Origin of the sequence: Aequorivita aquimaris, assembly GCF_001573155.1 — a bacterium.
Classification (GTDB): Bacteria; Bacteroidota; Bacteroidia; order Flavobacteriales; family Flavobacteriaceae; genus Aequorivita; species Aequorivita aquimaris.
Map to the genome: position 1 here is coordinate 89,457 of NZ_JRWG01000001.1, position 13,754 is coordinate 103,210.

Here is a 13,754-nt window from a genome sequence, read left to right on the forward strand (position 1 = left end):
CAAATTCCGAACCCCAAATCCCAAACCTCAAACCAAGGCAAGACAGTCCCCCCTTTCAAGGGGGTTAGGGGGATGTCATTCCTAACTAAGTCAAAAGGAGAGTGCGATTTTATCTTAATTTCCAAATCAATGAATCGCGAATGACGAATCACGAATCCACATTTAAACAATCATCCCCGCCGCAACGGTTTCATGCGTAGCATCGTCAATCAACACAAAACTGCCCGTTATGCGGTTGTCCCGATACTCGTCCACCATCAACGGCCGTGTGGTGCGGATGCTGATTCGGGCAATGTCGTTCATTTTCAATTCCTTATCGTCTTCCTCGCGGGCGTAGGTGTTTATGTCAATTTTATAGACCACATTGGTTATCATCGCCTTTTGTTCGTTTGAAGTGTGCACAATGGTATATTTTGCCCGTGGCCGCGCAGGGGCATTGTTGAACCAGCAGAGCATGGCGTCAAATTCCTGAAGTGGCTTTGGCTGATTATTTTCCTTAACGATCATATCGCCACGGCTGATGTCTATGTCATCTTCCAAGGTGATAGCAACAGACATGGGTGCAAAAACTTCTTCCAAAGAACCGTCCATAGTGTCTATACTTTTAATTTTTGAAGTAAAACCGGAAGGCAATACAACTACATCATCACCAGGTCTAAAGATTCCACTGGCCACACGGCCCGCATACCCTCGGTAATCTATAAAACCTTCCCGCTGTGGGCGTAAAACTGTTTGTACCGGAAAACGGGCATCTATTTTATTGATGTCGCTACTTATGTGCATAGTTTCCAAAGTATATAATAAAGGGGCGCCTTGGTACCAATCCATGTTTGTGGAACGGTTCACCACGTTATCACCATCCAAAGCGCTAATGGGTAGAAACTGAATGTCCTTTACGTATAGTTTTGAGGAAAACTCCTCAAATTGGTTGATGATGTTTTCATATACTTCTTCTGAATAATCCACCAAATCCATTTTATTGATACAGACAATAATATGCGGAATCTGCAATAGTGAAGCGATAAAGGCGTGGCGTTTGGTTTGTTCAATTACTCCGTGACGGGCATCAATCAATATTAAAGCTGCATTTGCCGTTGAAGCACCTGTAACCATATTCCGTGTATATTGAATATGTCCGGGAGTATCCGCAATTATGAATTTACGTTTTGGAGTGGTAAAATACCTATAGGCCACATCAATTGTTATTCCCTGCTCCCGCTCGTCGCGAAGTCCATCTGTAAACAAGGCAAGATCTACGCCTTCGTGACCTTTTTTACGGCTCGTATTTTCTATGGCTTCCAATTGGTCTTCAAAAATTGCCTTGCTATCGTAAAGCAACCTCCCTATCAACGTGCTTTTACCATCATCCACACTTCCTGCCGTGGTAAATCTTAGTAGTTGGTTTTTATCTATTTCCATATTATCACTTATTTATCCGAATTTGCACGAATTTATCAGAATTATTACGAATGGTTCGAATTGGGTTTATTTAAAATTCTTTTATAGGTTAGGGATGATTCTCCAAAATTGACGAGTATTCCCAGTTCAAGGTTTGTCACCTTCAAATAATTTCTCAATTGTTTGGAAAAGGCCATTGGAACTATACTTACTGCCTTAGTCTCTACAATAATTTTTTCATAGCATATAAAATCTGCTCTATAGGTTTTACTCAGCTTTTCGTCATTATAGAAAATATTTAGCTTAGCTTGCTTATTATAGGGGATGCTCAAATTACGGAACTCCTTTTCCAGCGTTTCTTCATAAACAGCTTCCAAAAAACCAGGACCTAAATTATTATGTACCTGCATACAAGCGCCAATAATTTTATAGCTTTCCTCCTTAAATAATATCTTATTAGTTTCCATCCCCTAATTCGGATAAATTCGTTAACATTCGCATAAATTCGCAAAAATTCGGATTAATTCGGATTAATTCGGATTAATTCGGATTCCTTAAAAATATCCCTGTCTTTTCCTATCCTCCATAGCCGTTTCGCTGCGCTTATCATCTGTACGGTTACCTCGTTCGGTTTGTTTCATTGCGGCAACTTCAGCCACGATTTTCTCCAAAGTGTCCGCATCGCTTTCTATTCCACCAGTAATAGTAATGTCTCCCAAAGTCCTAAAACGGATTTTTTTGGTTTCAATTTTTTCGTTTTCTTCCAACTTTAAAAATTTAGAAACCGGAATCCACGAATCATTTCGCCAAACCACTTCGCGTTGGTGTGCCAAATACAGGGAAGGAATCTTTATATCCTCACGCTTTATATAATTCCAAACGTCCATTTCGGTCCAATTGCTTATGGGAAAGGCTCGAAAATGCTCGCCTTCAAAATGTTTTCCATTTAATAAATTCCAAAGTTCTGGACGTTGGTTTTTTGGATCCCACTGCCCAAAATCGTCTCTATGTGAAAAGAAACGTTCCTTGGCACGGGCTTTCTCCTCATCACGTCTTCCGCCGCCAATGGCGCAATCTATTTTGTTGCTTTCTATGGCATCGAGCAAAGTTGTAATTTGAAGCGCATTGCGTGTTGCATTTTTTCCCTTTTCCTCGGCAACTCTTCCCGTGTCAATCGATTCCTGAACTGAACCGACAATTAATTGCACTCCCAATTCCTTTATTAAATCATCACGAAATTGAATGGTTTCAGGGAAATTGTGCCCTGTATCTACATGTAGCAACGGAAACGGAATCTTGGAAGGGTAAAATGCCTTCTTCGCCAAATGTGTCACAAGAATGGAATCCTTTCCCCCTGAAAATAATATCACGGGGTTTTGGAACTGTGCCCAAACCTCTCGAAGAATATAGATGGCTTCAGATTCCAATTCGTCTAAATAATTTAAATAATATTTACTCATTAGTCTTTTATTAATTTATTAATTGAAGATTCATTAATTGATTAATACGTGAATTTCTCAATTGGTACATTAGGGATTCGATTCATTTTCATTATAAAACATTATTTTTCATTATTCTTCTGCTGTAAATATCTAATGTAACCGTTAATTAATTGTATACATTTTTCTGTCTGTAAACGAACGGCATTAAGAGTTTCCAAATTTATATAATCACAGTCTTTTGCTTCAATGCAATGATCCCAAATTTCAGCAACTGAACCTCTTGAAAAACGTAAAAAATTGATGTTCTCTTTGTAATGATACCTCCCCCAGCCTTCCGCTATATTTGCAGTGGAAGAACGTGCAGCACGCAGTATTTGCGCGTGAAGTTCAAATTTTTCAATTTTTGGCAACTTTTTCAAAACATTAGTTTTCAAATAAGTTTTCAAATTATAACAAGCTTGCCAACAATGCAGCTCTTCAAAATTTCCTGCCATAGTCCATCGTTTATAATCCTATCACTCTAATTCAAAATAGACCCCATACTCAAAATAACGAATCCCGAATCAACGAATCCCGAATCAACGAATCCCCATTTATATTTTTTTTTTAATAAATTTCATAATCAACGTCACCGCTTGTTCCACAGAAATCATGGTTGTATTTATTTCCACATCGGGAGCGATGGGAGGTTCATAAGGGGCGTTTACACCAGTAAAATTCTTGATTTCTCCAGCTCTTGCTTTTTCATATAATCCTTTTACATCTCTCCGTTCACATTCCTCTATCGGGGTATTAACAAAAACTTCCACGAAATTTTCATAACCTACAATTCGTTTTACGTTTTCACGGTCTTCCCTATAAGGTGAGACAAACGATGCCAAAACTACCAAACCTGCATCAATCATTAAATTGGCCACTTCAGCAATTCGTCTAATATTTTCACTTCGGTCTTCTGGCGTAAAGGAAAGATTATTGTTTAAACCCTTGCGCACATTATCGCCATCCAATAGATATGTATGGATGCCTTTAATAAAAAGGGCCTTTTCCAATGCATTTGCAATGGTAGATTTTCCAGAACCTGAAAGCCCCGTAAACCAAATCAACAACGGCTCGTGCTTTTTTAAATCACTCCGTTGTCGCTGTGTGATACTGAAGTTATGTGGAATTATATTTTCTTCCATAAAATTGTAAGTTAATTTCTATTTGGCAGTCCGTAATTTATGCGATACCAAAAGCGTTCGTGAAGATAGTATAAAATCATTTTTGTCAAAAGTTCCGCAAGGCCAATCTTAAGTCCCGTTAAAGGGTTTCCTGTTATTAACCAAGAAAGCAACATAGTATCTAGCGTTCCTACACCACGCCAGGTGAAGGTTTTCAATACATGCCTTTTTCGGCTTTCGCGGATAATGCCTTTTTCTGAAAGATTAATGCTAAACCAAACCCGTTCGTGAAAATAATATAATATCATTTTGGTTATTACCTCGGCAAATCCAATTTTAAGTCCGGTCAGCGGATTTCCGGTAATGAGCCAAGATAACAATATGGTGTCTAGCGTACCGACAATGCGCCAAGTGATGGTTTTTGCTATATGCCTCTTTCTGGTGTGGTCCTTCATAATACCCTTACCAAAAAATAATTGTTCAGTAAATTGGGTTTATTGTATTGCATATTTTTTCCAGTGGTCTGATCAATTACCGAAACTCCTACAGCATTACAGATTGCGTGTCCCGCGGCAGTGTCCCATTCCATAGTTGGGGCAAAACGGGGATAAAGTTGTGCGAGTCCTTCGGCTACCAAACAGAATTTTAGCGAACTTCCTTTTGAAACAATTTCTACCTCATTTTGCTTCGCTATTTCTGCAATAAAATTTTTAGTATCTTCATTTAAATGCGAACGACTACCCACAATTTTTACCACGGAAGCTTTACTTGGCTTGATTTCTTTAGCGTTTTTTACTATTTTCTCAACCGAATCATTTTCTGAGGTAATAACTATTTTTTTTGAAGTCTTCCCATCCGAAGAAGTAAAATATAACTCTTTTGTAACGGGAACGTAAATCACTCCAAGCACGGGATTGCCGTTTTCAATCAAAGCAATGTTTACCGTAAATTCACCATTTCGTTTTATAAACTCCTTGGTGCCATCCAGTGGATCCACAATCCAACAACGGTCCCAGTCCTTCCTTTCAGCATAATCCAATTGCCTGTTTTCTTCACTTATAATTGGAATTTGGGTAGGTTTCAAATACTCATTTATTACCTCATTTGCATTTTTATCAGCTTGCGTAAGGGGTGAATCATCGTTTTTGTGCTCCACCTCAAAATTGGTATCGTAAATCTTAAGAATTTCTGTTCCGGCAGACAAAGCCGCTTTTATTGCTGTACTTAAAAGAGTATTCATCGTGAGATTTTATAGAGTTTGGAAAGTTACAATTTTGAATTTAAAGAGAAGGTTTGAAACTATTGAAATACAAAGCAAATGTTGGTGCCATAACAAAATCTTTTTAATTTTAAAGAAAAATGTAATTATGGGAAATACTGTTGACGGATTCGGAAAAAAACGCGACCACAACCAATATGGTGAGGTGGAAAAGGATAAGGACAAAATTAAAAAAGACACCAACTTGCCAAAACCGCCAAATAGGGGAAGCGATAGCAATTTAAAGAATAAAAAAACTTCAAAATAACCTCCTCACGGCTACTCCATAGCAAAGCCATAGCAAAGCCATAGCAAAGTCATTAAAATGTAAGAAAAACGTCGTTTTTTCCTACAAAAAATTCTTGGCCTTTTTTTTAAGCAATTCTATGTACCGATTATAAGTATTTCAGAGTTAAAAAAAGGCTAAACTATCTATTAAAATTGATTGCTTAAATAAGGTTAATTATCTTTGGGTGAAACCTTAAAAAACAATATAATGAGCTATTTAAACCTCGATAAAAAGAAAACTACCGCAACAGCAAAAGAGCTAAATGTACTACTCGCAGACTACCATTTGTACTATCAAAAACTTAGAAATTTTCACTGGAATGTAATTGGCCATAATTTCTTTGATCTTCACATTAAGTTTGAAGAAATGTACGACGATGCAAAATTGAAAATTGATGAAATTGCTGAGCGAATCTTGACTCTTCGTTTTCAACCCACCAGTAATTTTACCGATTATGTAAAAATGAGCAATATTAAGGAGTCTCCATCTGACACGAAAGATTTAAAGATGGTTGAAATATTGCTGGATGATCACGGAAAATTACTGAAGCAAATGCGCACGGTTGTTGAAAAAGCTGATGCTGCTGGCGATGAAGGTACTATTGATATGATTGGCGGCTTCATTGGCCATATAGAAAAAATAAGTTGGATGCTGGATGCTTGGACAATGAAAACGGGAGAAGGCCATCCGGAAGCTTAAGCTTTATAATTTAAAAACCTTGAAGCTTGCCAAATATTTATAATATTTGGCAAGTTTTTTTATGTTTAAAAATCAAATCCCAATCCAAAGCTAAGCCTTGTTCCCTCAGTAGAATTGAACAAACTAAGGTTAACATTCGCTCCACCCGGTCCATTTATCCAAAAACCACCACCTCTGGAATTGTGCCACTTATTTGAACTATCATCAGCCAGCCAAACTCTTCCTAAATCTGCACCTCCATAAATACCAATCTGAAATGGCAACAACCCCACTTTAAACATTGGAAAGCTATATCGCAGATCTGCACTGCCCACCAAAAACGATTTCCCTGTAAAACGCTGTTCCCTATAGCCCCTTAAACCATTGTCTCCTCCCAGATTTGCAGCTTGATAAAACTGGTACTTCTGTCCCATATTTAACTGGTAATTAATGTTGGTTTTCAGCACTAAGGTCCTGTTCTTAACTAAAGTATTATAAAACCCGAGACGTGTTTTTAAAAAGCCAAACACCTCATCCATATCTTCCAAATTATCGGTAACTCCCGCGTTAAGATCAAACATCATCCCTATCGTCGGGTTTTGGGGGTCGTCAAAACTTCGGTAATTATAAATCCCTTCCAAGGTGCCGAAATAGCTTGTTTCTCCTTTATTTTCAACTGTTGCTTCAGAAATAAAATTGGTTGGTGAATTTCCCACCTCATAAGCGTCAAAGGTAGTTTGCAACTTGAAAAAACTACCAAAATTACTATTGCGAAGCAATCCAATATTTCCTGAAATATGCTGCACATCTACCCTATTATAATCATACCCATTTTCGTCCTGCAGATTTTGGGTTTCATTTCCAAAGCCAAAAAAATTAACCTTGTAATTTGGACTGGTAAGCCGGGCGCCAAAACTTAGATTTAAATCGTCTTTTATATTCGCAAATTCTCCAGAATATGAAAGTTCAAAACTATTGATATCAGTAAAATAGGCTAAACTTACTATGTGTTTTTGGGAAAATGGATTTCTTTGAAAATTATCTACCCTATAAGCATATTGCAGTGCCGCACGAAAGCCGTCGTCGGGATTATACCCAATTGCCGAAACCAATCCTTGCGAACGATCTATTTGCTTTCGATAATCATAGGTGTTTAGATTGTAAATATCCGTATAACGTATGCTCCCACCCTTTTTTTCTTCAATTACATTCGGCATACTTTCATAATCGTAAACCTTTAATCTTCTACCCTTTTTTAAACTAAAATTGTCTTTATCCCTTCCTCCAATTATTCGCAAAAAAATTAAATCATCTCCCGCTCCATTTACAATAAACCTATCATTACCATTTAGGCCGTAGATCCATATTTCTTTAGTATCGTTTCTTGAAAATGTTCTATCAATTATGGTATCTGATTTTATTCCATTGATGGTTGTAAAGCTTCTCACCAGCGTTTTACCGTCCGGAAGTCTTGTTATCTCAAACAGATCGTCATAATCGGTTCCTACAATAGTTTGTAATGTGGAAAGATAACTGTAGTAATTATCTGCGATGGTAACCAGATTCTTCTTTCGTTCCTTTAATTTCTGCTTAATATCTTCAAGGGCTTCATCCTGAACTTCTGGTGGAATGTTGTTAAAAGCCATTTCAATTACCGCATCGGTAATACTGTCCTGTATGGATTCTGCCAAATATTTCCACTGTGCCCTGCCCGAATTTTTCAATAAGGCCCGATCTAGAATCACACCTTCTTTATTGAACCATTCCAAATCGTTCAAGTTTTCACCATATACGTGAGTTTGCAGAGACCCGTTAAATAGCGAACGGGTGTAATCGAAAATATTTCCTTCAAAACTTGAAAAGGCATTGTCGCGGTTGTTGGGTATGGGAACGTAAACATTTTTTTTATATCGGTTGTAGTATTCTGCCCATTGCCAGTGGTTTGGCTCTCGGTCCCAATCGCCAATTAGCATATCAAACAATCTGGATTTTATATAATTTTCCTCATCAACTTGAACATTTCCTGTCTTTCGGAGTTTGATCAAAATATCATCCGTTGTTTCTACATCATCGGGGTATTTGAAAAGACCTTCTCCTTCGCTCTTCTCGGAAGGTTCTATAGAAATCAAATACAAATCATTTCCAAAACGATCATTGTAACCCTCCAAACTTTTCTGCTTGGGAACGTAATATAATTGAGGGGTTGTGTAAAATATATTTATTGCCCGGGCCATATCCGGAATTGCCATGATAGCATATGGATGCGAAGCGGTATAAAAATTTGTATTTTGTCCTTTTACGGAAGGGACATCAGACTTTTCAGTATCTGTAGGTTTGTCTTCAGTATCTTCAAAAATGAGTTTTCTTGAAATCTGCAAGGCGTTTTTGCCCATTGCGCGCATACGATATTGGTTACCATTTTTGTCTTCCAATAAAAGTGAATTGTAATCCATTCCCTTGTTTTCCTGAATCACTTTTAAGCCTCCATACAAAGTGTCTAAAGAAGCAACTTGTGCAGTAACTGGTGTTGAGTATGCTTCTTTGTATTTTGCACCCCAAACCGTTTTAAAAAATAATGCCTCATTTATACTATCCTGTTTAAAGATGGGAACGGTGTACTGTTGTGGAAATATTTCAGGTAACTCCGAAATATCCCGCTTTATAGGTGCGGGAATAACTTCTTTTTGAAAAAGCATTTTTGGCTGAAAATTTTCACCCTTCACAAAATAACGCACCCAAGAGGAGCCATCCTCAAACACATCCAGCACCGCAAAACCTTGCATGCCCGTACTAAAAAAACCGTCTTTTCCTAATGCCGCATACGATTCTTTTGCACCTCCACCAGAAACAATCTGTTTAAGACCATCTTTTTCGATGTATTGCAAATTATGGTCGTGACCGGATACAAAAACCAATCGCTTATTATTTTTTACTAGCTCCTGTAGCCTGTTCATTAAATTATTATAGAGCTCATTATATCTATCCTGAACCGAAACCCCGCCCTGGGATCGTACCTGTACCACCAAGGAGGAAAGAAGGGGCATCGGTATTTTTTTTTGGAGAGGGTATAGATGCTTTTCAAGCGCAAAATACCCCCCGTGATTACCATTGGTAAACATGGGATGGTGCATGGCGAAGACAATGGTTTTATTTTGGTTTTTCTCCAATTCCAACGCTAGCTCAATAAAGAACTTTTCCCGGGTCTTTATATCGCAATTTTCATTGATTGTGGGGTTTGCGTTCCAATCCTCCAAATACCATTGCGTGTCTATAATGAGCAACTGAATGTTTTTAGAAACGGCTACACTTTCCAGTGGGCATCCATTACTAGGCCTAAACGCATCTTGATCTGGAAATAGCGCTTCCACATAATTTTCTTCACGGGCAACGCCTATTACTCCATCGTTGTACCATTCGTGGTTACCGGGAATAAATATGGTTTGCCCCTTGTAATCCCTAACTGCTTTGTATTGGGCATCAATCATATTCTCAGATTCCTTTCTTCGCGGGTGACCTTCGGGATCCATTCCTGATGGGTAAATATTGTCACCCAGATAAATGGTATAATTGCCCTTTGTCTTTTCGTTTTTAAGATAATTGTTGAAGGTAGCTAGCGCATCGCTCATACCACCCATAGGTGAAAGACCTGCATCGCCAACCAAGTAAAAAGTTTTTTCTATTTTTTTTTGCGAAGGATACAATGGCATCGCATCCTTATCCTTAAACTGCGGTGCATACGTAGCGCAGGAAGAGATGAAAAACGCAGTAAAAAATATAAAATAGAACTTTTTAAAAATCATAAATTCTTACATTGAAAAAGCAACGCCAAAGGTGAAGCGTACTCCTTCTTCCCCAGTAAAGACATTAAACGTTCCGCTTAACAAATCTGCAGTATTTACCCAAAATCCGCCTCCATAAGAATTGTGAAACACATCGGAAGTATCATTTGGAACCCATACCCTTCCCACATCATATCCTCCAAAAATACCCAGCTGTATGGGTAAAAGCGCAGTCTTGAATTTATTGAAACTATATCTAAGGTCTGCGCCGGCAACCGCAGCACTTCGTCCTGTAAACCGCTCATCACGATATGCACGAAGCCCAGTATCGCTTCCCAATTGGGCACCTTGATAGAACTCAAAGTTATTCCCAATATTGAACTGTCCGCGAACGTCTGTTTTTAGTACCAGTTTTCTGTTGCGCGTCAAAGCGTTGTAAAAAACTATTTGTGGTTTTACATATCCAAATATTTTTTCGCTATCATCAATATTTTGGGTTCCTCCGGCCACTAATGAAAAATTCATGCCCCGTGTGGGGTTAACCCTATTGTCATAACTTTCGTATTGATACTTTCCTTCTGCGGAAAGAAAATACTTGGTTTCGTCAAGCTCGGTGGGCGCGGGAATAACTTCGGTTATGTACCTATCGTTTGTACCTTCCACTTCAATTCCTTCAAAAATAGCCTTGATTTGAAATGTACTTCCGTAAGGGGAATCTTTTGTTACGCCAATAGAGCCCCCATAGCCACCAATGCGAACGCGATTGTAGTCCATATCAAAGTCAAATTCATATTGTGGGTTAAGGGTTTCATTTCCAAAACCAAAAAAGTTTTCAGAAAAATTGGGGTTCTTAAAATAACCTCCCAATAGGAAATTCCAACTTCCGAAAATATTTGCAAACTCGCCTTCGTAATTTATATCAAAACTATTTGTGGCAAAATAATAGCCTGAACTTATGCGGTGCTGCTGCGAGAAGGGGTTTCTTTGGAAGCCATTAAAGGTTAGTAAATACGAAGGACCAATTTTAAAGCCATCATCTGGATTGTACCCTACCGTTGGAAGAAACAAATGAATGCTTTGTTTTTGTTTTTTATAATCGTAAGTGTTAAAATCATAATTATCGGTAAATTTAAATGTAGCGCCACCTTTTTCCTCTATTGTATTTTTCTTGCTTTTTTGGTCATAAATTTTCACTTTTCGACCATTGGAAATTTTATAGGTGTCATTATTTTGCCCTCCAATAATTCTTAAAAATATAGGGTGATCACCTTTTCCTTTTACTTCGAAAACGTCATCATCATCCAATCCATATACCCAAATTGAATTGGTTTCGTCTGCATTAAAAGTTCTGTCAACCATTAGCCCGTCCTTTTTTCCATCTTTAATACGGTAAGTCTTGATATTGGTTTTTCCCTCTGGCAAACGGGTTATTTCAAAGTAATCATCTTTATCTGTTCCGGTGATTGTTTGGAGTTTTGCAAGATATTCATAATACTCTTCTGCTATTTCAACAAGGTTGTTCCGCCTCCCTTTCAGTTTTTTTATTATTTCCGCAGCAGTTTCATTCTGTACTTCCTTAGGAAGATCGCTGAAAGCCTCTGCAATTACTTCATCGGTAATACTTTGCTGTACAATTGCTGCCTCTTCCAGCCACGCTTGCTTTCCATTGTTCTGAATTAAGGCGTGATCCAGTTTTATACCGGCAGCATTAAACCATTTTGTGTGTTTCAACTCTTCATCGTAAACCTGAAATTGACGTGAAGTACTAAAAACAGTCCTTGCCAAATCAAACAGTCCACCGTCAAAATAGGAATAAACCTGATCGCGATCGCGAGGGATAGGCTCAAAAGTCACCGTTCCGTCTTCATTGTCGTGTTGTGTAAATCGCCACTGATCGTTATGACGGTCCCAATCGCCCACAAGCATATCAAAAACGCGTGCGCGTATATACGCCTTTTCGTTTAGTTTGTATTTTTCATCCTCGCGCAGTTTTGCCAATAAATCATCAGTGCTTTCCATATCATCGGGATAATTGAAAATAGGTCCCGTGAAAGTTTCATCGGGCCTTTCCACAATCATATAAAGTTCATCTCCATAATCAGCATTAAAATTTCCTAGAGCCTTTTGCTTGGGAACATAAAAAAGCTTTGGTTTGGTATGCAATATAGATGCGGCTTCTGCCAGCTTAGGTATCGTAAAGGCTCCGTAAGGATGTGCAGCCGTATAGAAGTCGAGAATTAAATCTTCGGGGATTGTATTTAAGAAATCATTTTCTATTTCCTTATCCTTAATAATAACTGTTTGTAAAAATTGTACGGCGCTCTTTTTTAAAGCTCTCATATTATAGGTTCTGCCCTCCTTATCTTCCAAACGCAAAGAGCGGGTTTGATGGCCTCCTCCTGCTCTAATTACCTTTAAGCCTCCGTAAAGTGTATCGAGCAGCACTGTTTTTGCCGTAACTTCGGTGCCATACAATTCTCTGTAATGCTCGCCCCATAAAGCTTTGTAAAAACCAGTTTTATCTACCATTTCATCTGTATATACCTGTGATTTTACGGTTTCGGGAAAATTTTCATGCAGGGTTGAAAAATCGTACGTTTCAATAGCGGGGAAAATTTCCTTTTGAAACATCAATTGGTAATTTCCATCTTTTTCAGATTTAAAAAACTCTACTTGGGAAGCGCCATTTTTACCAACCTCCAGCTTTGCGAAACCTTCATGTCCATATACAAATTGCCCATACTGACCAAGTGCGGCAGCAGTAGCGCCAGAACCGGCACCAGATACAATTTGTTTTACCGTGCCGTCATCATTGTACTGTAGCGACTCATCATGACCCGAAACAAATACAAGACGATCCAAATCTTTGGTGAGCACTTTAAGACGGCTCATTAAGGCATTATAACGTTCATTATAGCGGTCTTGCTTAGAGATTGCGCCTTGGATTTTCACTTGTTTTATTAAGGTGCTGAAAAAATCTTTGTGGATTGCGGGATATTTACCGCCGTGCTCGCCATACGTAATCAAAGGGTGGTACATTGCAAAAACAATTGTCTTTGTAGCGTTCTTCTTTAATTCACCTTCTATTTCAATAAACAATTTCTCACGGGTTTTGATATCGCACTTATCGTTCATTTTAGAATTGTTATCCCAATCTTCCAGAAACCATTGGGTATCTAAGACAATCAGATGCACATTATCATTAATATCAATACTTTCCAGAGGGCAACCGTTATTTGGCTGTAACACATCGGCATCGTTAAAACGTGCTTTAAGAAAATCCTCTTCAAGTTCTAAGCCGTCCACACCACCTATCCAGTCACGATTACCAGGCAGTACCACAACCTTTCCCTTAAAGTCTTTCAATGCGTCAACCTGCATTTGCATTCCCTTAGTTGCCCGTGCTTTTGCAGCTTCATCCTTTGGCGGCATTCCTGAGGGATAAAAACTATTCCCCAAAAACAATACATAGCTATCTTCAGAATTGTTTTCCGCTATATAATTTTTTAAGGATTGAAGTGATTTCGAAGTATTTTCACTTGATTTTCCAACATTACCTATAAGATAAAAAGTCTTATCTATATTGTTTTTGGAAAGTGGTAGTGGAGCTTCTGAATTGGGGTTCTTAAATTGTGGATTGTAGCTTGCACAAGCTGAAAAAAGCGCAGCGGCAACAAAAGTTATAAAGATGTTAATTTTATTCATATTTATTTATGTACGTTGATTTTTTACTACTTTGGATATCTAAAA

The 13,754-nt window shown here is 38.2% G+C and carries 11 protein-coding genes; 2 read left to right on the top strand and 9 right to left on the bottom strand.

Translation table 11 applies throughout. The annotated features are described in order from the left end of the window. Window positions 1–162 precede the first annotated feature (162 nt). The 7 genes from LS48_RS00390 to cysQ form a co-directional block, all read right to left on the bottom strand. On the bottom strand, window positions 163–1,419 hold the full coding sequence (locus tag LS48_RS00390) for a sulfate adenylyltransferase subunit 1 (protein ID WP_062618851.1): 1,257 nt from the start codon (window positions 1,417–1,419) through the stop codon (window positions 163–165). 44 nt (window positions 1,420–1,463) lie between these two features. Then, window positions 1,464–1,865: a GxxExxY protein gene (locus LS48_RS00395; RefSeq protein ID WP_062618853.1), complete on the bottom strand. Its 402-nt coding sequence runs from the start codon at window positions 1,863–1,865 to the stop codon at window positions 1,464–1,466. Window positions 1,866–1,952: 87 nt separating this feature from the next. Then, window positions 1,953–2,858, bottom strand: a complete 906-nt coding sequence (cysD, locus tag LS48_RS00400) for a sulfate adenylyltransferase subunit CysD (RefSeq protein WP_062618855.1) — start codon at window positions 2,856–2,858, stop codon at window positions 1,953–1,955. 101 nt (window positions 2,859–2,959) lie between these two features. Continuing rightward, window positions 2,960–3,334, bottom strand: a complete 375-nt coding sequence (locus LS48_RS00405; RefSeq protein ID WP_062618857.1) for a four helix bundle protein — start codon at window positions 3,332–3,334, stop codon at window positions 2,960–2,962. Window positions 3,335–3,433: 99 nt separating this feature from the next. Next, the gene (cysC, locus tag LS48_RS00410) at window positions 3,434–4,021 is read right to left on the bottom strand and encodes an adenylyl-sulfate kinase (protein ID WP_062618859.1); all 588 of its coding nucleotides are present in this window, start codon (window positions 4,019–4,021) and stop codon (window positions 3,434–3,436) included. Between the two features lie 11 nt (window positions 4,022–4,032). Further along, window positions 4,033–4,455, bottom strand: coding sequence for a DUF2061 domain-containing protein (locus tag LS48_RS00415; RefSeq protein ID WP_062618861.1), 423 nt, complete (start codon window positions 4,453–4,455; stop codon window positions 4,033–4,035). Next, window positions 4,452–5,240, bottom strand: coding sequence for a 3'(2'),5'-bisphosphate nucleotidase CysQ (cysQ, locus tag LS48_RS00420; protein WP_062618863.1), 789 nt, complete (start codon window positions 5,238–5,240; stop codon window positions 4,452–4,454). Before cysQ ends, LS48_RS00415 begins: the two co-directional genes overlap by 4 nt. Window positions 5,241–5,367: 127 nt before the next feature. Here cysQ and LS48_RS15255 point away from each other — a divergent pair, with 127 nt between their 5' ends. Beyond that, entirely contained in the window at window positions 5,368–5,526 is a 159-nt protein-coding gene (locus tag LS48_RS15255) for a hypothetical protein (protein ID WP_157881704.1), read from the top strand. 228 nt (window positions 5,527–5,754) lie between these two features. Beyond that, on the top strand, window positions 5,755–6,246 hold the full coding sequence (locus LS48_RS00430; RefSeq protein ID WP_062618867.1) for a Dps family protein: 492 nt from the start codon (window positions 5,755–5,757) through the stop codon (window positions 6,244–6,246). Window positions 6,247–6,311: 65 nt separating this feature from the next. Here the strand turns inward: LS48_RS00430 and LS48_RS00435 are convergent, their stop codons facing one another. Both LS48_RS00435 and LS48_RS00440 read right to left on the bottom strand, forming a co-directional pair. Continuing rightward, window positions 6,312–10,025, bottom strand: coding sequence for a metallophosphoesterase (locus LS48_RS00435; RefSeq protein ID WP_062618869.1), 3,714 nt, complete (start codon window positions 10,023–10,025; stop codon window positions 6,312–6,314). 6 nt (window positions 10,026–10,031) lie between these two features. Next, window positions 10,032–13,709 (bottom strand): ShlB/FhaC/HecB family protein, encoded by a 3,678-nt coding sequence (locus LS48_RS00440; RefSeq protein WP_062618871.1) that lies wholly within the window; start codon window positions 13,707–13,709, stop codon window positions 10,032–10,034. Window positions 13,710–13,754: the final 45 nt, after the last annotated feature.

Coding starts and splice junctions, on each gene's coding strand:
- LS48_RS00390 (WP_062618851.1), bottom strand. CDS start 1,419: ATGGAAATAGATAAAAACCAACTACTAAGATTTACCACGGCAGGAAGT.
- LS48_RS00395 (WP_062618853.1), bottom strand. CDS start 1,865: ATGGAAACTAATAAGATATTATTTAAGGAGGAAAGCTATAAAATTATT.
- cysD (WP_062618855.1), bottom strand. CDS start 2,858: ATGAGTAAATATTATTTAAATTATTTAGACGAATTGGAATCTGAAGCC.
- LS48_RS00405 (WP_062618857.1), bottom strand. CDS start 3,334: ATGGCAGGAAATTTTGAAGAGCTGCATTGTTGGCAAGCTTGTTATAAT.
- cysC (WP_062618859.1), bottom strand. CDS start 4,021: ATGGAAGAAAATATAATTCCACATAACTTCAGTATCACACAGCGACAA.
- LS48_RS00415 (WP_062618861.1), bottom strand. CDS start 4,455: ATGAAGGACCACACCAGAAAGAGGCATATAGCAAAAACCATCACTTGG.
- cysQ (WP_062618863.1), bottom strand. CDS start 5,240: ATGAATACTCTTTTAAGTACAGCAATAAAAGCGGCTTTGTCTGCCGGA.
- LS48_RS15255 (WP_157881704.1), top strand. CDS start 5,368: ATGGGAAATACTGTTGACGGATTCGGAAAAAAACGCGACCACAACCAA.
- LS48_RS00430 (WP_062618867.1), top strand. CDS start 5,755: ATGAGCTATTTAAACCTCGATAAAAAGAAAACTACCGCAACAGCAAAA.
- LS48_RS00435 (WP_062618869.1), bottom strand. CDS start 10,025: ATGATTTTTAAAAAGTTCTATTTTATATTTTTTACTGCGTTTTTCATC.
- LS48_RS00440 (WP_062618871.1), bottom strand. CDS start 13,709: ATGAATAAAATTAACATCTTTATAACTTTTGTTGCCGCTGCGCTTTTT.